This window comes from Bacillus sp. z26 (assembly GCF_058313635.1).
This window is the reverse complement of record NZ_JBZFQM010000002.1, coordinates 883,344-901,375: the sequence shown is the minus strand read 5'-3', so window position 1 is coordinate 901,375 and position 18,032 is coordinate 883,344. Positions and strand designations below refer to the sequence as shown.

Below are 18,032 nucleotides of genomic sequence, written 5' to 3'. Positions count from 1 at the left end.
TGTTGCACAAATAAATCGATTAGGACATGGGCGGGTTGCACTTAATGATAATTTGTTTGCTCCAGTAAGCGGATGGCCAGATAGGCACATAAGCTATCTTCAAATTTGCGGACATCCAGATTAGTGATTTCATAAAATTTAGCAAGCCGATAATTCAGACTGTTTCGATGGAGAAATAGCTGTTTGGCGGCAACGGTCGCATTAGCGTTGGCCTCAATATAAATTTTAATAGTACGGAGCAAATCTTTTTCGTTTTCTAACGTGCCGAGCAAATTTTTAGCAAGCGTAATACATAAAGCTTGATTTTTACCTATTAATAAAAGGTTTAGAAATGCGGAAGAAAACGTGATGACTTTGTCTTTTGTATTATAGAGACATATTGTTTTAAAACATGTATCTTCGGAATCGAAATTTGTCATTATGTCCTCGGTAAGAGGATAATTATTTCCGATAAATAAGCGGATATATGCATATAAATCACTCTCAAGAGTATGAATGATAGCGTTGAAATCTTGATTTGTAAGCATGACTGATTTGGTATTTTCGATGATGACGCCGCTATAGGGGTCTTTCCAACATATAACGGGGGCATGAAAGAAACCATTTATAGCGTCGGAAAAGTCTGCAATATTGATATCACTGTTTGGCAGATGATAATGGATAAATCGGTAAGAGCTATCATCTATTTTATGTAATGGTTCAGAGTCTTGCTGATATAAAAGGCTATGCCACTGAACTTGCTGGGCTGATTTATTCAACTGTTCAGTATGAAGATAAAAAGGCTTCATAAAAGCATTTAATATGGCTATTTGATCAGACGTTACAGACCTTTTGGGAATACCAATATATTCATTCGGATTTTCTATATACCAATAATAAGACGGATCCTCCAGTGGATTTGGAACACGGATTGCGTCGGGAAAGAGTTTAAGTAAGTCAGTGTTCATAATAATCCTCCATATATCCTATATCATAGTCTATTGATTATCATATATATGATAAAGCATTAATTCGTGTACTCGGGATTCTAATTCTCTCTTCGTTTCGTCCTCGATGATGGTGTTAACCCAGGTAATGGAACCGTCTTTATGGTAAATTCCTTTACACCTTTTTTTTTCATAGTAAAAGGAAAACTTCCAACCAGGTATTTTTTCTGTTTCATATAATGATTTCCAATCAAAATGACTAATCATAGATACACCTCAAATTCTAAATTGATAGAAATAATAATTATTATACCGTTTTAAATACACGATTCATATTTATTAATACCTTATGAATAAAAGAACGATATAATATAAGTTGAAACCAGGTTTTGAAGGTTGCATTTTAACAAGTAAGAAGTCTAAACTAATCATTACACAAAGGAAGTTAAAAAGGAGCTACTGTATGAATATCGTTATAACAATCGTCACTGTGGTAGTAGTGGGTGCCCTTATTGGCGGGATTACTAATGCCTTGGCTATTAAAATGCTATTCCACCCATATGAGGCTATTTATATTTTTGGAAAACGTTTGCCATTTACCCCCGGATTAATACCGAAAAGACGGGATGAATTGGCAGATCAAATGGGGAAAATGGTTGTTGAACACTTAATCACTCCTGAGAGTATTAAAAATAAATTGCTTACTGGAGCCGTCAAAGTAGAGGCTAAGAGAATTGGTGAAAATATGCTGGATAAGACCATTTTTTCTGATATCTCTATAGAGGAGGCGCTTGAAAAAGTAGGGATGGCTGATATTCCGGATACAATCATAAAAAGACTGGAAGTTCAGTCATTTGATTGGTTAGAAGATTGGTACAGCCAAAATCAGCATAAATCTTTAGCTACCTTTATTCCAGTAAGTGTAGAGGGAAAAATAGAACATAAAATACCGGATACCTCCAAATATATATTGGATAAAGCGATTGCTTTTTTTGCAAGTAATCAAGGTAAGGAAAGGCTTCAAAAAATGGCTGATGACTTCATGAAAGAACGTGGAAAACTCGGCGGAATTATACAGATGCTGTTAGGTAATGTGAATATGGGAGAAAAACTTCAGCCAGAGATTATTAAATTCCTCTCAAATCCAGGCACTAAGGATACGCTAACGCAAATCCTGCTTAATGAGTGGCATAAAATAAAACAAAAGCAAATTTCAGAAGTAGAACAATTTTATACATTGGATGAAATGAAAAGCTTGCTTCATAAAGGAATCTCAACTGGTTATAAAAAGATTGATTTATCTAATCTGACACTCCTTCAATTAACTGGTGAATGGAATGAGACTGTTAAAGGGAGATTGCTGCCAAATTTAATTGATGCACTTGCGACTCTTCTGGTTAAGAAAGTACCAATTATCATGGAAAAATTGAAATTACAGGAAATTGTCCGTGATCAGGTTGCTTCGTTTCCAGTGGAACGTCTGGAAGAAATGGTGCTGTCTATCACAAAAAGCGAATTGAAAATGATTACGTATTTAGGAGCTTTATTGGGCGGATTGATTGGGGTTTTCCAAGGAATCTTTATGATTATCATGAATTAAAATCGTTCTGCAGAACATACAATGGATGTATAATGTTTTTGATAATGGTATAGTAAGGAAGACTTCAATGTAAAAGAAAACAGGAGGTATATCATGGCAGTTAACTTATATGATTTAGCTTATTCAGTAGAAAAAGGCATACGTGAAAGTGCGGAGTATACAGAATTAAAGAATATGTACAATGCTATAATGTCTGATGAAGAAGCAAGAACGATGTTTAATAATTTCAGAGACATACAAATGAATCTTCAGCAAAAACAAATGATGGGTCAGGAAATTACAGAAGAAGAGGTAATGCAGGCTCAAAAAACAGTAGCGCTTGTGCAACAGCATGAAGCTATCTCTAAATTAATGGAAGCAGAACAAAAAATGAGTGTGATTCTTACAGATTTAAATCGTATTATCACAAAACCATTGGAAGATTTGTACGGAACACAATCCTAAACATATAAAGAACCGTTTAGCGCATGAACATTCTCCACTGCAAACTAGTGAGGGACTAAGTTCATAAGCTAAAGCGGTTCTTTTTTCTTTATAAAAAAGTTATAAATCTGCCAAAAACCGCATACAGAATGTATATGGGCATCATGAAAGGTGGATTGAACATCATGGTATACAAAATGTTAATGATTAACATGGATGGTGCACTATTATCTTCAAATGGAAAACTCCATACTCTTACAAGAGAATCGATAGAATATGTAGCTAAAAAGGGAGTAGAAGTGGCCTTATTAAGCTCGAGTAATTATGACTATGCACAACGAACAGGAAAAGCTCTCAAGTGTAATCCGCATATCATTTCACATCAGGGTGGATTCATTCTGGAAAATCTCAAAAATCCTATTTTTGTTAAACGAATATCGGAAAATACAACCCTTGATATTGTGCGCTTTTTGGAAAAATTAGGCGGACATATTCGTTTGATACATGAGGATTTAACAATTGGAAATCGAGTAGATATGCCCACACCACTCTTTACAAGAATCAAATGGACTCCGGGAGAAACCGCTATATATGCACAACAATTTGTAGACTCTCTGGAAGAGTATTTACACAGTCATCCATTGTCTCCGCTGCAAGTTGATATCTATTTGGATACAAAACAGGATAGAGCAGATGCGAAAGCCGGTATTGAAGCAATGTTTGATAACGTAACGATACAGGAGGATCAGTCGAATAAGCTAGTAATTTTGCCGGTACAGGCTACGAAAGAGAAAGCATTCAACTACTTGTTAAAAAGCAGAGGCATATCAGCAAGTGAAGTAGTTTTAATTGGCTGTGATTTGGATGAATCTGAACTGGTACGAAGAGCTGGACTAGGAGTAGCTGTAGCAAATGCTGATGTCGATGTTAAGCGTTCAGCGAAATGGATCACCCGTAGCAATGATGAACTGGGCGTGGCCTACCTGATTAAAGAGGTATTTAGAAGACAGCATCCCATTGGTTTCTTAAAAAAGATGAATATCAAGATTGATTAATGTATGGTTTATAATGGATAATATACCAAACGGATAGGGATAGCTGCACCGGCTATCCTTTTTGCTTTTGAAGAACCATCCAAAACTGAATATCAGTTAACCTAAATAGTTATGATAAGGAAGAAGATTTATTCAGGATTGACCACTTACAACATGTTCAGTAAACTGAGATGGATTGAATTTTTGAAAAGGGGATAGGCATGCGTATTTTAATAAATGGCATTGAAGATGAAAGGCTGTATCGACCTCTGTCTTTGATTGCAGACTTATTTTTTGAAGAAGCAACACTGCTTACGAATGATGAAACACCTTCAGATTTAACGATTACTTTAAACCAAGAAATAATCGATCATACATTATATACGGATGCAATATTAAAGGATTCTCTTCACAATAATGTATACGAATCCACATTTAATAGGAATGTCACGGACTCAGCGGATGAAAAGGCAATTTTTAAACAAAGAAAGCATTCGTTTTCATATGTTTTTTTAAAGGTTCTTGAGCAATATACAGGAGTAATTCAGAAATGGGGATTATTAACCGGTATTCGTCCGACTAAATTATGGCATCAATATGTAAAAGATAATATAGATGCATCGGTTGCAAAAAGGCAGTTGAGTGATTCTTATTCTATCTCAGGTGAAAAATTGGATTTATTGGAAGAAATAGCTGCCCGCCAATTAGAAGTCATTCCTGATTTATATGATTTGAAGAGGGAAGTGAGCATTTATATTGGGATTCCCTTCTGCCCTACTAAATGTGCATATTGTACGTTCCCTGCCTATGCCATTAATGGACGTCAGGGAAATGTGACCTCATTCCTCGGAGGACTTCATTATGAAATGAGAGAAATCGGTAAATGGCTGAAGGACAATAAAGTAAAAATTACAACCATCTACTTTGGCGGTGGGACACCGACAAGTATTTCAGCTGAAGAGATGGACATGCTATATGAAGAGTTATATGAATCATTCCCTGATGTATCAAAAGTGCGGGAAATCACGGTGGAAGCAGGCCGGCCGGATACCATTACACCGGAAAAGTTACAGGTTCTTAAGAAATGGAATATTGACCGGATCAGCATTAATCCACAGACCTATACACAAGAAACATTGAAGGCAATTGGGCGACATCATACAGTAGAGGAAACAATCCAAAAATATAAGATGGCAAAAGATGCCGGTATGAATAATGTGAATATGGATTTAATTATCGGACTTCCGGGTGAAGGTGTCCATGAACTGAAGAACAGTCTGGATGAAACGGAGAAACTGATGCCGGAATCATTAACTGTGCATACCTTATCCTTTAAGCGGGCTTCTGAGATGACGAGAAATAAAATGCGCTATAAGGTTGCAGATCGTACAGAAGTGGAACAAATGATGAATGAAGCTGAAAAATGGACCCAAGCCCATGGTTATCATCCATACTATTTATATAGACAAAAGAATATTTTAGGTAACCTTGAGAATGTCGGGTATGCTTTACCTGGCATGGAGAGTCTATATAATATACTGATTATGGAGGAACAGCAGACAATTTTAGGACTTGGATGTGGAGCGGCCAGCAAATTTATAGACCCTGACTCCGGGAAAATTACTCATTTTGCCAATCCAAAAGATCCTAAATCCTATAATGAAGGATATGAACATTATACAAATAAAAAAATAGAGTATTTAAAAGCTTTATTAACGCGATAAATAAACAACCGAGTTTTCCGATTTGGCGAGAACTCGGTTGTTTATTTGTTTAATATACAAAAAACTCTAATTTATTACATTTTTTAGTATTAAAACGCTTACAAAAACATTTATAATAAAAATATATCAAATTTGAAAGGGGATTTTGCCAGTGAAACCTGCCTCTGTTATCAAGAGCGTAGTTGTGCAAAAGGAAGGGACTGTCGCTACAGTGTCATTAAACCGTCCTGAAGTATTAAATGCTCTTAATAAAGAGATGCTCGTGGAATTAAACAAAGAATTGAAAGCTTTAAGTCTTGATGAAGAAATTACAATCATTATTCTTAAAGGGAATGGAAACGGATTTTGCTCAGGCGGTGATATTAAATCCATGTTTAACCTGGGCAATGAAAAAGATTTTTACGGAATAATGGATTGTATTAATGAACTAGCCATGGCTATGTACACGATGCCTAAATTAACAATTGCAGCCGTTCATGGGGCAGCGGCGGGACTCGGATTCAGCCTTGCCCTGGCTACTGACTGCGTTATTGCGGAGCGGGAGAGTAAATTAGCCATGAATTTCATTGGGATTGGCTTAATTCCTGATGGCGGAGGACATTTTTTCCTGGAACGTAGGCTTGGGGAATTAAGAGCCCAGGAAGTAATCTGGGAAGGTAATGTAATGAATGCTGATCAGGCATCAGAAATTGGTTTGGTTGATCTGGTAGCGAGGGATAGCCTTGAAGAAGAGGTTCGAAGAAAAGTAGAAGAATGGAAGGCAAAACCAATTCAGTCTATGATTCGTACAAAAAAAATTCTTGCTGAAACAAACCGTCCAAAATTGTTAAAGATACTCGAATTAGAAAAACATTCACAATTTGTGATGAGACAAACGGAAGATCATGCTGAAGGTATTCAGGCGTTTGTAGAGAAAAGAAAACCGAGGTTTAAAGGAAAATAAGCAATAAGGTCTGTGGAATTCCGAGTAGAATGGAATTATACAGACCTTATTTTTATCTGTGAAATAATATAAGCTTGCCTAACGGTGAGGTGCATCGATGTGTCTTTTCTTCGTATCCTTTTTCAGCCAGCAGCTTTTGTCCCATTTCTTTGGCCATATCATCATTCTCTGCCTGAAACGATTCATCCAATACTTTTTCACCATCTGTCTCAAATACGGTTAATTTATAGGTTTTCATCTCTATTCCTCCTAAATTTACACTGATCTATCAGATGATATTATTTTCGCATAGAAAGTTAAAATTTGTAAAGTTTAGAATTACCTTTCAATTATTAGACGAAGTATAATAAAATAAATATAGGAATTGATAATGGGGGGAACTTTATTTGACTTTACTAGTAAATAATGTGATAAAGCGATTCGGTGAATTTACAGCAGTGAATAATCTGTCACTTGATGTGCCAGAGGGTACGATATTTGGGATGCTTGGAGCAAATGGAGCCGGTAAAACAACAACTTTTCGGATGATTCTCGGTTTGTTGGATCCAACAGAAGGGAGCGTCAGTTGGAAGGGAAAGAAAATTGATTATTCTACAAGCTCAAGGGTCGGGTATCTTCCTGAAGAACGAGGATTGTACCCGAAAATTAAAACAGGTGATCAATTAATTTATTTGGCTCGTTTACGAGGGATGAACAGATCCGATGCTATAAAGGAAGCGAAAGATTGGCTGGATCGCTTTAATGTTCCGCAGTATTACGATAAAAAGGTTGGCGATCTTTCTAAAGGGAATCAACAAAAAATACAATTTATTGCTTCAGTTATACATAAACCTGAGTTATTAATTTTAGATGAACCATTTAGCGGTTTGGATCCTTTAAATGTAGAAGTATTAAAGACAGCTGTGCATGATCTAAGAAAAAATGGAACAACAATCGTTTTTTCCAGCCACCGGATGGAACATGTAGAAGAATTATGTGAACAGCTCTGCATACTTCAAAATGGGCAGGCAATTGTTAAAGGATCACTAAAGGATATAAAGCGTTCCTTTGGTAAAAAGAATGTTGTCATTCATGCTGATTTTGCTCTGGATTTCCTGAATGATTATCCTGGGGTCACAAAAGCAACAGAAGTAACAGAAGGGATCCATTTGCAAATTACCAATGAGAAGGATGCTGAGTTGATTTTACAGGACACAGTGAAACGCGGCTTTATACGGAAGTTCGAATTGGAAGAACCATCCTTGAAGGATATTTTCATTGAAAAGGTTGGTGCTCAATATGAATAAATTTTGGATTATGACATTTCAAACGTATATATCGAAGGTAAAAAGTAAGTCATTTATCGTATCAACAGGTATTATTTTATTAATGGTTCTAGCCTTTATGAATCTGGATCGGATTGTAGGTTTGTTTGACAAAGATGATACGACAATTGGGGTTGTGGAAGAATCAGGCGGTTTTTATTCTGCATTGGAAAAACAACTGAGCAGCAGTGGAAGTGAATTAAGACTTAAAGCCTATAAAACCGAAGCTGACGCAAAGAAAGATGAAGAAGAAGGGAATCTGGAAGGGTATTTGGTGCTGAGGGAACAGGATGATGTTCCGACAGGTATCTTTAAGGCCCAATCGATCGCCAATTCGAATGAAAGTTCAGAAATCCAAACTGCTTTGCAGCAGATCCAAACAAGTGTGTTAACGAAGAAGGTTAATATTACGGATGAACAGCTCGCAGCGATATACAAGCCTGTTTCGTTTGAAATCGTCCCATTAAATGATCAGGCGAAATCAGAAGAAGAGCTTGATCAGGCTCGTGGTCTTGTCTATGTGATGATATTTGTGATTTATTTCTCTGTAGTCGTTTATGCCAGTATGATTGCCAATGAAGTGGCCATTGAAAAATCCTCCCGAGTGATGGAAATCCTAATATCGAGTGTGTCACCCATTCAGCAAATGTTTGCGAAAATTACGGGGATTGCTCTTTTGACATTAACTCAGCTCGCGATATTTGTGTTGGTCGGCTATATGTCGTTTAAAAATACCAGCAGTGGGATGGGCGAAATTTTCGAAGCGTTTGGCTTTGATAATATGAGGTCAAAAACGATTATTTATGCGGTTTTATTTACCTTCTTAGGGTATTTATTATATGCAACGATGGCAGCGTGTCTTGGATCTTTAGTAAGTAAGATTGAGGATTTGCAACAAATGATTATGCCAATGACTATGCTTGTTGTCCTCGGATTCATGCTTGCCATGATAGGGCTTACTAATCCGGAAGCAAAATTTATAACGGTTACTTCTTATATACCGTTCTTTTCGCCTATGCTTATGTTTATGCGTGTAGGAATGCTTGAAATATCTAATGTTGAAATTGCAATAAGTATTGCCATTCTGATTGTGACGATTGGGTTATTAGCCTATATCGGAGCCAAAGTATATAAAGGTGGAGTACTGTTGTATGGAAATTCCAGTTCGTATAAAAATATTAAAAAGGCACTCGATTTGACAAACAGCAATAAATAAAAATTTGCTCACTTCCTTGTATAGGGAGTGAGTTTTTTATGCTTTTTCGTGATTAACTCACCTTACCTGGTTTACAGAGACTCTGTAATCCCACGCTGATTATAAAAAGGCATGACCTAAATAATTTTAGTCAACATATGAGATAATTAGATTTGTGTTTTTTTGATTAGGACGGTAAATTGAGCAATTGTTTGTAGTAAAATGGCATGGAAGGAGTGTGGTACAATGCGAGGCGTAAAATTTATACACGCAGCAGATCTTCATTTAGGCAGCGTCTTTTCGGGATTTCAACATATGCATAGTGCCATTTATGATCAAATAAAAAACAGTGGATATGTTGCCCTAACAAAACTTGTAGACAAGGCCATTCAGGAAAGAATCGATTTTGTTATTTTTGCCGGAGATATTTATGATCATGAAGAGCGAAACTTGAAGGCCCAATTAAAATTCAAGTCGGAAATGGAGCGATTGAATCACCATTCTATCCCTGTATACTTAATTCATGGAAATCATGATTATATAAATGGAAATTATTTTGATATTAGTTTACCCCCAAATGTTTATGTTTATGGACGTGAAGTAGAAGTTAAACAATTTATCAAAGAGGATGATGGAACCAGCGTGAACCTGTATGGATTCAGCTATGATAAACGTCATATCCATGATCGGATCATTCAGGAATATAAACCAACCGGAAATAGTGATTACCATATTGGGATTTTACATGGGAATTTAGATGGTGAGAGTGTCCACGGAAACTATGCTCCTTTCTCGAGAAGTGAGCTGCTCAGTAAACAATTTGATTATTGGGCCCTTGGCCATATTCATAAACGAATGGAAATCCTTCATGACCCTCCGGCCATATATCCAGGATGTCTTCAGGGCAGGAACAAAAAAGAGACAGGTGAAAAAGGATTCTATATGGTTACCATGTCTGGATCAGCCACTATTTTAGAATTTGTACCAGTTTCTACATTGGAATGGAAGACGGAAATTATTCTTGCCAATCATATTTCGTCTATAAATGAACTCATAGCTGGTCTGGAAAGGGCAAAAGCTGATGCTTTTAAGCCAGATAAGTATATTCTCTTGAATATAATGATTGATGCATCCTCGGCCGATCCTAGCCAGGAATGGCTTTACTTCGATATGGACAGCCTACTTGAAGGAATTCAGGGTGAAGAGGATATGAATGAGCCGTCTGTATGGATTCACTCCTGTACATTGATTCCACCCCATTATACAAGTGGAAATGATGAGGTATCTGAAACGTTTATGGATGAACTTTTGAGGAATACTGCCAATATGAATTCTGAACAATATATGAAATACGGAGAAGCTCTCTTTACGCATTCTACGGCTAGAAAGTACCTGGAATCTTGGGAAGAAAGCGAGTGGCAGCAAATTTTGGACGAGGCAACGTTAGAATTAGTGAAGCGTTTAAATCGTTGAAATGAGGAGAACATATTTTGATTATAAAAAAAATACATATATATGGATTTGGTAAATTTGTTGACTACCAACTGGAATTAACTTCAGATATAAATGTTTTCTATGGAGAAAATGAAGCTGGTAAATCCACTATTTTCTCTTTTATCCATGCGATGCTATTTGGTTTTCCTGCAAAAAACCAAACAACTCCCTCTTATGAGCCGATAGGAGGCAGCCGATATGGGGGGAAGCTGGTCATTGTGCTGCCTGAAATAGGGGAAATAATGATTGAAAGAGTGAAAGGACATCAGGGTGCTGATTGTGCGGTTTATGACAGGTCCGGTAAAGTCGGGGGAGAGGAGAAAATAAAAGAATGGTTAAAGGGAGTGGACCGAGGATTTTATGAATCCATTTATTCCTTTAATTTAGACGGCCTGCAAGACATTTATCGTCTGGAGGAAGATCAATTAGGGAAATATCTTTTTTTTGCAGGTATGAGCGGAAGCGAAAGGCTTTGGGATATGGAAGCGGGGCTGCAGAAGCAAATGGATAGCCTCTTTAAGCCTGGCGGTAAAAAACCACTTATAAATCAAAAACTGGCAGAATTAAAACAGAGTTCCCAGGCCATTCAGAAAGCAAGGGAGAGAGAAAAAAGCTATAATACATTTTTGGCTGAAGATAGGCAATTGATTGACGAAATATCTATTAATCAAGAAAAAATCGATCGAATCAAAACCAATTTAATACATTTAAAAGATTGGCAGAGACTGCTGCCAAGCATTCATGAACTAGCCGCAATTCAAGCCCGCCTCGATGAATTGAAAGAATCTCCTTTTCCGGTAAATGGGATGGGGCGTATGGAAAAGGTAGAGGCTGAAAGGACGGCAAAGGAAACATTATTAAAGACTCAGTTAAATAAACTGAAAGACCTCCAGGATGAAAAAAATGCTTTAAGTGTCAATAAACAGTGGCTTGGAAGTGCTGAGAAGGTACGTCAAGCTGAATTTTATTATGATAAATTGAGCAACTTAAACGAAGAAATCCAGACCCTATCAATTGAATGGAAGCATTTGGAGGATAAAATTACAAAGCTGCAGGGAGAGTTGCATACACAATTTGACCCTGAAATAATGGAAGGCTTTGATACAAGTATCTTTCGCAAGGAAGAAATTAAACAGCTTGAATTAGAGAAGCATACACTCACAAAGAAGAAATTGGAGCTTGATACACAGCTTGAAAAAGAACGGGTAAAATTGGAACAAATTGAACAAATCATAGATATTTATGAGAAAAAATTATTGCCCGACTATGAAAGAGAAAGACTGAAGAAAACAGTGGAACAGTATCATTATGTAGATCAGGCAGCTCTGGAAGAAAAGTCAGCAAAGGAAGTCATTAGACGATTAAAGCAACGACGGGATCAAGCATTAAGATTTGAGCAAAAGGGTAAGAAAAAACAGACGGTTATCTCTGGGTTTGTCCTATTTGCTGCAATCCTGGCAGTCCTTTTATTCATTATAGGGGGACACCTGCCAATGGGCAGTGGAATGATAGTGGCAGTTGTCAGCATTGTTCTCATTATACTTATGAATTCCATGATGGGTAATCAGCTGCAATCGGAGGAAATAAATAAAGAAATTGCTTACTATGAGGAAATTGTAAAGCAATCACCAGTGATTTCCGTAGATGAACAAAGCTACCGGATGCAACTAAACGTACTTGAAGAGGATACGGTAAATCGAGAAAAGTACAAGCTGGAATCACTGCGTAAAGAGCAGCAGGAAGCGAGATTTGACAGTTTAATTGATGCATTTGAAGAATGGGAAAAAGAGCTGGCAGCTTGTGAGAATAAATTGATATCACTTGGAAATGAATGGTCACTTCCAGATGATGTTTCCCGTACTATGCTATTTGATGCTTTTGAGCGTATTGAAAAGATTAAAAATCTTATGTTGGAAAAGAACAAGTTGCGATCATTGCTCTCTTATAATAAAGAAAAAAAGGTTGAGTATATCCGATATATTCATAAGCTTGCAGAGGAGTTTGGTGTGGAGGTTAACCAAAGCATTGAGCAAATAAATCACTCCATTGTTCAAAAGTATAAGGAAAATGAATTGGCCTATAGGCAAAAAAATATGATTAACGAGAAGTTAGAGGAGCTTGAGGAGGAAATAGAGCCGCTTCAAGATGTTTGCATACAGCTTAATCAAGAAAAACAGGAGCTGCTCCAGGAAGCGGAGTGTCATCATGTAGAAGAGTTTTATCAACGTGGGAGAGATGCTGCAGAACGAAATCAGCTGAACTCTTCCAAGAGACAATTGATTGGGCAGCTCGGGAACTATTCGGATCTCAATCGTTACCATACTGTTACAGACTTCGTTTTAAGGGAAAGAATAGCAGAAAAAGAGAGTGAGCTTGATAGCTGTGAAACTACATTAAATCGGTTAAGAAAAAGGTTGGCTGAGGTAAAGTATGAGATTACAAGGCTTGAAGAAGATGGAACAGTGGAGGAATTGCTTCACAATCATCAGATAGTAAAACAAGAATTTCAATTAATGGCCAAAAAGTGGATGACCTACAGTATTACAAAGGGAGCTTTAGCGGAATCTATTAAATTGTATAAGCAAGAAAAACTCCCGGCAATTATTGAAAAGGCTAATGAGTATTTATGTAATCTGACGAATGGAAGATATGTAAAAATCCTATTTTCAGATGATGGAGAGGGGCTCTCATTATTGGACCATGATGGAATGCAGGTCAACTCTAAAACTTTGAGCAGAGGGACGGCGGAACTTACGTATGTTTCGATAAGGCTTGCTTTAGCGGGAACAATTGATGGACGGAAAGAATGGCCGCTTATCATGGATGATACTTTTGTGAATTTTGACGATAAGCGATCGGAGAGAATGATATCTCTATTAAAGCATATTAGTAGAGAGGGGAATCAAGTTCTCTTTTTCACTTGCCATGAACATATAGCAACTATGTTTGATAAGCAGGCTGTTATTCAATTAACAAGTTGATTTTAAGCTAATAATTTTATTTTGCGTGATATAATGAATATGGAATTGACCGGGGAGGGATATACATGAAGGGAATTGCCCATCATGAAGTTGGAGATACGATTGATCTTCATCTATTCATAAAGAATGCTATAAAAGGGACAGCAAGTAACGGTAAGCCTTTTTTATCGTTAATATTTCAGGATAAAAGCGGGGAAATAGAAGCAAAGCTTTGGGATGTGAAATCTGAAGATGAACAACTGTATGTACCTGAATCGATTGTACGTGTAACAGGTGATGTGCAAAATTACAAAGGGAAGCTGCAACTTCGGATTCGTTCTATTCGTATGAAGAACGATAATGAGTTGGTCAATATTGCCGATTTATTGCCAACTGCTCCTTTAGGTAAAGATGAGATGTCTGATACGATTACAAAATATATATTTGAAATGACGAATCCTAATATCCAACGTATAACGAGACATTTGGTTAAAAAATATTTAAATGAGTTTTTGGAATATCCTGCTGCCACGAAGAACCATCATGAATTCTTTTCAGGGCTGGCATACCATGTTGTATCCATGCTGAATTTAGCAAAATCAATTGCTGAGCTATATCCAACATTGAATAAAGATTTATTATATGCAGGCGTTATTCTTCATGATTTAGGGAAAGTTAAGGAACTTTCAGGACCGATTGCAACTACCTATACGGTTGAAGGGAATCTGCTTGGTCATATTTCCATCATGGTGAATGAAATTGGGAAGGTAGCTGATGAATTAAATATTCATGGTGAGGAAGTCCTTATCCTTCAGCATATCGTTTTGAGCCATCATGGTAAAGCGGAGTGGGGCAGTCCAAAACCGCCATTAGTTAAAGAGGCAGAAATCTTACACTATATTGATAACCTAGATGCAAAGATGAATATGATGGATCGTGCACTTGATCGGGTAAAACCGGGAGAATTTACAGAGCGAATATTCCCTCTTGATAATCGGAGTCTTTATAAACCCAATATAAAATAGAATCACGTCATAAAATATGCTTTCCGCTTAACGGAAAGCATATTTCTTTTTTTAAAGCATATATTTTTAAAAAGGATACTAAATCCTTAAGGAGGGAGAAGACAAGCTTGTCAATTTTTATTGGACTGATTATATCTGGCATCTTCTTAAGTGCTTTTATGACCATCAAATCAATCAGGGAAGAACAAAAAGTGGATGAAACCTGGATTGAACAGGAGGGAAATGTTTATATAGAAAGAATAGAAGAAGAAAAAAGAAAAAAAGCAATGGCACAATAAAAAAACTCGACCACATTCGGTCGAGTTTTTTAAGATTAAAAGGCATCTTTTAAATCTTTATCTTTTACTTCAATATCTGCAGCATCAATCACTTTTTGAATGGCTTCCTGAGCTTTCGCGGAATCCATTTTAGCAAGTTTAACATTCCTTGTTACTTCATCTTTTGATTTTTCAAAGGAAGGCTTATCATTTTCCTTTTTCTCTGTTACCTGAATGATATGGAATCCATGCTCCGTTTGGACAGGCTCAGAGATTTTATTGACTTCAAGGCCATATGCTGCATTCTCAAATGCTGCTACCATTTGTCCAACGCCGAACCAGCCAAGGTCTCCGCCTTTATCCTTGTTGGCTGTATCTGTTGAATATTTCTTTGCTAAATCCTCGAATTTCTCGCCTTTATCAAGTTTAGCCTTCACTTCTTTCGCTGTTTTCTCATCCGCAACAAGAATATGGCGAGCTTTTAAGTCGATTTTATATTTATTATTATAATAATCTTTAAGTTCCTTATCCGTTACATCAATTGAATCAAGAGCTGCTTTTTCTTGTAAAAGGTTGAATTTTACGGATTCTTTAAAGGCTTTTTCATCTTTGAAGCCAGACTGTGCTAAAGCTGCTTCGAAATTTTCACCGAGACTTTCTTTGGTTTCATCAACCTGTGCATTCACTTCTTTATCTGTTACTTTATATTTATCAGAGAGAACTTTTTTATATACGAGTTCTTTTACTGCCTGATCCCCGTATTGATCTTTTAATTGTTCATAGAGTTCCTCTTTAGTAACATTTCCCACTTTAGTTTCTACCACTGCTTCATCCGATTCGTTGTTGCAGGCTGCAAGACTCATAAGTAAAGTCGCTGATGCCAACGTAATTAACCATTTCTTCATCCACTACACTCCTTTTAGCATGTTGCCAAAATAAAAAGTATTTTATAACATGCCTAACTATAACATAAAACCTATGTTAAAAAAAGGATAAGCCTTAATATTATTTGACAATTATAACAATTACCGTGGATTTATAGGGTGATTAGGCATAGAAACATGCAATTTATTCCTTAGGTAAATGGATAATAATCACCGAAAAAAAGCAAGTAACTAAGCAAAAGGCCCATTCCTTTTTACTGGATTTGAATATGATACGGTAGCAGCTCAAAAGGAGGTGTGGTCATGAGTCAAGAATTTGGTGGAGGGTTTGCTTTCATCGTAGTTCTGTTCATTTTACTCGTGATTGTTGGTGCATCATACGTGTACTAACTAAAGCAAGTATGTAACTGAAGGGAGGATACAACATGTCTGGTGGATACGGCGGAGGTTTCGCTTTATTGGTAGTTTTATTTATCTTGTTGGTTATTATTGGGGCATCATGGATTAACTAATTAATGAATTACAAAAGAATGGCACATGATAAATGGCCATCTGTGCCAATTAAACATTATATAAGCTACACCATATTGTTTAACCAGTGGCTTATGAGGTTATAAAGAAGGCTTCAGGTATCTTCTGAATCTCATCTAAACACCGGGGCATTTGTAATTTGTAAAAGGAATGAAAGACGAGTGCCGAAAGGCATTCGTCTTTTATATAGTGTAGGTTATTTCAATATAAGTAGAGATTAACAGGGTGGTAATAAGAATATTAATCGTACGAAAAAATTTCGCCTGTTTAGCTTCTGGTATTTCTTTTTTTATACAGAAGCTTTCGGATAATTTATTTATATAGTACAAAATAGAAAGGGCAAATATTGAAAACAAAATGAGAGATATCACTCTGTTATCCTCCTTGACGCTAGTATCTCTCTTACATTATCAAAAAAGTACCAATTATGTAAAGAGTATGAATCATTTTAATATTTAATTATCTAAGGGGAAATGTGAAGGGAGAGAATCGGAGATATATAAAACACATTGTGACTAAATACACAAGCCCATTCAAGATAAAAGCGGAGTAAATTACTTGGTCATTCCGCTTTTAACTATTATTATTGAATGGGCTCTTTTTGGTGTTCAATTTTTTCCAGAACTCCATTTTCATCCGTGAATTCATTTTCGAGATTAGCAAATGATTTTTCAAAAATATTCATAAAGTCATCTCCATATATATTTTTCACAATCGCCATCATTTCCATCATATCCGGAAATTTCCCGTATAGGTCTTTCAGCGGTTGTGCACCTAAATAGACAGAGTTCTTAGATGAATCGAATACTTTTACAAGTTCAAGCAAAAGTTGGTTTCCTTCTTCCGTAAGCTCAATATAGGTATTACGTTTGTCATTCTCCTTTTTTGAAAATTTAAGAAGACCACGTTCTTCTAATTTCTTAGAAAAGTTAAAAGCTGTAGATACATGCATGACACCGAACTTAGCAACATCCGAGATAGAAGCACCTTTAAGATGGTAAGCAATCCATAAAATATGGTGTTCATTGATATTCAAATTATAGGGTTTGATCCACTGCTGCCAATCTTTTTCAATTGCTTTCCAGAGAGCTTTGCTAAGTTGAGCAACGCGTTGGGTAAATAGCATAGCTTCTTTGATGGAATTCAAACTTTCAGTCATAATACGCTCACCTACTTTTCTTTATTTATTATCCTTATAAAATATTAAATAACAAAAATGGTAATTTGCCAAATTTTTAGTTTTTTTACCTTTATTTTCTCGGTGGCGTTTTATTTTGTAGTGAGCGGAGAAATAGCTGTTTCGAGCTCCTGGATGGCTACTTCAACATCATTAATTTGAACTTTAATAGCATTCGTATGTGCTTGGCTGTCTTGTTTCCATTCATCCAATGCCTCTTTTACACCTTTTACGTAGTCCTGAATTTGTGTTTTACTAACAGTTGTTGCGGATACACATTCTTCTTTCAATTGGACAACACTTCTTTTTACATTTAGAAGAAGGTCCATAGTCTCATCTTTCGATTGCTTAAGTTGTAATCGTAACTCTTTTCCGGACTTGGGTGTACTAAATAATACAGAGACTCCGGCTACTGTAAGCCCAGAAATAAAACCGATCAATAAAGATTTTGCTTTCATTACTATTCACCTCAATTTTATCTTTCCATAACAGATTTCTACATAAAGTTAAAATTCCCTTTAAAATTATTCCTTATATTTAACAATTCCTTTTTTT

Annotated in this window: 19 protein-coding genes; 13 read left to right on the top strand and 6 right to left on the bottom strand. The window is 36.4% G+C overall.

Annotated elements, in window-relative coordinates; genetic code table 11:
- Positions 1 to 41: 41 nt before the first annotated feature.
- The gene (locus tag AC4G3K_RS09595) at positions 42 to 947 is read right to left on the bottom strand and encodes a PucR family transcriptional regulator (protein ID WP_491133168.1); all 906 of its coding nucleotides are present in this window, start codon (positions 945 to 947) and stop codon (positions 42 to 44) included.
- Positions 948 to 977: 30 nt separating this feature from the next.
- Positions 978 to 1,193, bottom strand: a complete 216-nt coding sequence (locus AC4G3K_RS09590; protein ID WP_491076403.1) for a YheE family protein — start codon at positions 1,191 to 1,193, stop codon at positions 978 to 980.
- Positions 1,194 to 1,389: 196 nt separating this feature from the next.
- On the opposite strand from AC4G3K_RS09590, the gene AC4G3K_RS09585 reads away from it, so the two are divergent.
- The 5 genes from AC4G3K_RS09585 to AC4G3K_RS09565 all read left to right on the top strand — a co-directional run bounded on the left by AC4G3K_RS09585 (position 1,390) and on the right by AC4G3K_RS09565 (position 6,650).
- The gene (locus AC4G3K_RS09585) at positions 1,390 to 2,526 is read left to right on the top strand and encodes a DUF445 domain-containing protein (RefSeq protein WP_491076404.1); all 1,137 of its coding nucleotides are present in this window, start codon (positions 1,390 to 1,392) and stop codon (positions 2,524 to 2,526) included.
- Between the two features lie 93 nt (positions 2,527 to 2,619).
- On the top strand, positions 2,620 to 2,970 hold the full coding sequence (locus tag AC4G3K_RS09580; RefSeq protein WP_491076405.1) for a YlbF/YmcA family competence regulator: 351 nt from the start codon (positions 2,620 to 2,622) through the stop codon (positions 2,968 to 2,970).
- 164 nt (positions 2,971 to 3,134) lie between these two features.
- Positions 3,135 to 4,004: an HAD hydrolase family protein gene (locus AC4G3K_RS09575; RefSeq protein ID WP_491076406.1), complete on the top strand. Its 870-nt coding sequence runs from the start codon at positions 3,135 to 3,137 to the stop codon at positions 4,002 to 4,004.
- 200 nt (positions 4,005 to 4,204) lie between these two features.
- Entirely contained in the window at positions 4,205 to 5,707 is a 1,503-nt protein-coding gene (locus AC4G3K_RS09570) for a coproporphyrinogen III oxidase (RefSeq protein WP_491133167.1), read from the top strand.
- Between the two features lie 151 nt (positions 5,708 to 5,858).
- Positions 5,859 to 6,650 carry an enoyl-CoA hydratase gene (locus AC4G3K_RS09565; RefSeq protein ID WP_491133166.1) on the top strand — a complete coding sequence of 264 codons (792 nt, stop codon included), beginning with the start codon at positions 5,859 to 5,861 and terminating at the stop codon, positions 6,648 to 6,650.
- A gap of 52 nt (positions 6,651 to 6,702) precedes the next feature.
- Here the strand turns inward: AC4G3K_RS09565 and AC4G3K_RS09560 are convergent, their stop codons facing one another.
- Entirely contained in the window at positions 6,703 to 6,888 is a 186-nt protein-coding gene (locus tag AC4G3K_RS09560; RefSeq protein WP_491076409.1) for a YhzD family protein, read from the bottom strand.
- Positions 6,889 to 7,036: 148 nt separating this feature from the next.
- Between AC4G3K_RS09560 and AC4G3K_RS09555 the strand changes: the two genes are divergently transcribed.
- The 6 genes from AC4G3K_RS09555 (at position 7,037) to AC4G3K_RS09530 (ending at position 14,906) form a co-directional block, all read left to right on the top strand.
- Positions 7,037 to 7,936 carry an ABC transporter ATP-binding protein gene (locus tag AC4G3K_RS09555; RefSeq protein WP_491133165.1) on the top strand — a complete coding sequence of 300 codons (900 nt, stop codon included), beginning with the start codon at positions 7,037 to 7,039 and terminating at the stop codon, positions 7,934 to 7,936.
- Positions 7,929 to 9,170, top strand: coding sequence for an ABC transporter permease (locus AC4G3K_RS09550; RefSeq protein ID WP_491076411.1), 1,242 nt, complete (start codon positions 7,929 to 7,931; stop codon positions 9,168 to 9,170). The genes AC4G3K_RS09555 and AC4G3K_RS09550 overlap by 8 nt, the downstream gene beginning before the upstream one ends.
- Before the next feature lie 225 nt (positions 9,171 to 9,395).
- Positions 9,396 to 10,622 carry a metallophosphoesterase family protein gene (locus tag AC4G3K_RS09545; RefSeq protein ID WP_491133164.1) on the top strand — a complete coding sequence of 409 codons (1,227 nt, stop codon included), beginning with the start codon at positions 9,396 to 9,398 and terminating at the stop codon, positions 10,620 to 10,622.
- 17 nt (positions 10,623 to 10,639) lie between these two features.
- On the top strand, positions 10,640 to 13,624 hold the full coding sequence (locus AC4G3K_RS09540) for an AAA family ATPase (protein WP_491133163.1): 2,985 nt from the start codon (positions 10,640 to 10,642) through the stop codon (positions 13,622 to 13,624).
- 65 nt (positions 13,625 to 13,689) lie between these two features.
- Positions 13,690 to 14,628: a 3'-5' exoribonuclease YhaM gene (yhaM, locus tag AC4G3K_RS09535; protein WP_491076414.1), complete on the top strand. Its 939-nt coding sequence runs from the start codon at positions 13,690 to 13,692 to the stop codon at positions 14,626 to 14,628.
- 107 nt (positions 14,629 to 14,735) lie between these two features.
- Positions 14,736 to 14,906, top strand: coding sequence for a sporulation YhaL family protein (locus AC4G3K_RS09530; RefSeq protein ID WP_491076415.1), 171 nt, complete (start codon positions 14,736 to 14,738; stop codon positions 14,904 to 14,906).
- Positions 14,907 to 14,941: 35 nt separating this feature from the next.
- Here the strand turns inward: AC4G3K_RS09530 and AC4G3K_RS09525 are convergent, their stop codons facing one another.
- Positions 14,942 to 15,790 (bottom strand): peptidylprolyl isomerase, encoded by an 849-nt coding sequence (locus tag AC4G3K_RS09525; protein WP_491133162.1) that lies wholly within the window; start codon positions 15,788 to 15,790, stop codon positions 14,942 to 14,944.
- A 282-nt stretch (positions 15,791 to 16,072) separates the two neighbouring features.
- Here AC4G3K_RS09525 and AC4G3K_RS09520 point away from each other — a divergent pair, with 282 nt between their 5' ends.
- Positions 16,073 to 16,159, top strand: coding sequence for a YjcZ family sporulation protein (locus AC4G3K_RS09520; RefSeq protein WP_491077169.1), 87 nt, complete (start codon positions 16,073 to 16,075; stop codon positions 16,157 to 16,159).
- A 35-nt stretch (positions 16,160 to 16,194) separates the two neighbouring features.
- Positions 16,195 to 16,281: a YjcZ family sporulation protein gene (locus AC4G3K_RS09515; RefSeq protein ID WP_066101882.1), complete on the top strand. Its 87-nt coding sequence runs from the start codon at positions 16,195 to 16,197 to the stop codon at positions 16,279 to 16,281.
- Positions 16,282 to 16,883: 602 nt separating this feature from the next.
- On the opposite strand, the gene AC4G3K_RS09510 is transcribed toward AC4G3K_RS09515, so the two are convergent.
- Both AC4G3K_RS09510 and AC4G3K_RS09505 read right to left on the bottom strand, forming a co-directional pair.
- Positions 16,884 to 17,459, bottom strand: coding sequence for an HTH-type transcriptional regulator Hpr (locus AC4G3K_RS09510; protein ID WP_491076417.1), 576 nt, complete (start codon positions 17,457 to 17,459; stop codon positions 16,884 to 16,886).
- Between the two features lie 110 nt (positions 17,460 to 17,569).
- A complete protein-coding gene (locus tag AC4G3K_RS09505; RefSeq protein WP_491076418.1) occupies positions 17,570 to 17,935 on the bottom strand; it encodes a YtxH domain-containing protein in 366 nt (121 codons plus the stop codon).
- Positions 17,936 to 18,032: the final 97 nt, after the last annotated feature.

Coding starts and splice junctions, on each gene's coding strand:
- AC4G3K_RS09595 (WP_491133168.1), bottom strand. CDS start 947: ATGAACACTGACTTACTTAAACTCTTTCCCGACGCAATCCGTGTTCCA.
- AC4G3K_RS09590 (WP_491076403.1), bottom strand. CDS start 1,193: ATGATTAGTCATTTTGATTGGAAATCATTATATGAAACAGAAAAAATA.
- AC4G3K_RS09585 (WP_491076404.1), top strand. CDS start 1,390: ATGAATATCGTTATAACAATCGTCACTGTGGTAGTAGTGGGTGCCCTT.
- AC4G3K_RS09580 (WP_491076405.1), top strand. CDS start 2,620: ATGGCAGTTAACTTATATGATTTAGCTTATTCAGTAGAAAAAGGCATA.
- AC4G3K_RS09575 (WP_491076406.1), top strand. CDS start 3,135: ATGGTATACAAAATGTTAATGATTAACATGGATGGTGCACTATTATCT.
- AC4G3K_RS09570 (WP_491133167.1), top strand. CDS start 4,205: ATGCGTATTTTAATAAATGGCATTGAAGATGAAAGGCTGTATCGACCT.
- AC4G3K_RS09560 (WP_491076409.1), bottom strand. CDS start 6,888: ATGAAAACCTATAAATTAACCGTATTTGAGACAGATGGTGAAAAAGTA.
- AC4G3K_RS09550 (WP_491076411.1), top strand. CDS start 7,929: ATGAATAAATTTTGGATTATGACATTTCAAACGTATATATCGAAGGTA.
- AC4G3K_RS09545 (WP_491133164.1), top strand. CDS start 9,396: ATGCGAGGCGTAAAATTTATACACGCAGCAGATCTTCATTTAGGCAGC.
- yhaM (WP_491076414.1), top strand. CDS start 13,690: ATGAAGGGAATTGCCCATCATGAAGTTGGAGATACGATTGATCTTCAT.
- AC4G3K_RS09525 (WP_491133162.1), bottom strand. CDS start 15,790: ATGAAGAAATGGTTAATTACGTTGGCATCAGCGACTTTACTTATGAGT.
- AC4G3K_RS09520 (WP_491077169.1), top strand. CDS start 16,073: ATGAGTCAAGAATTTGGTGGAGGGTTTGCTTTCATCGTAGTTCTGTTC.
- AC4G3K_RS09515 (WP_066101882.1), top strand. CDS start 16,195: ATGTCTGGTGGATACGGCGGAGGTTTCGCTTTATTGGTAGTTTTATTT.
- AC4G3K_RS09510 (WP_491076417.1), bottom strand. CDS start 17,459: ATGACTGAAAGTTTGAATTCCATCAAAGAAGCTATGCTATTTACCCAA.
- AC4G3K_RS09505 (WP_491076418.1), bottom strand. CDS start 17,935: ATGAAAGCAAAATCTTTATTGATCGGTTTTATTTCTGGGCTTACAGTA.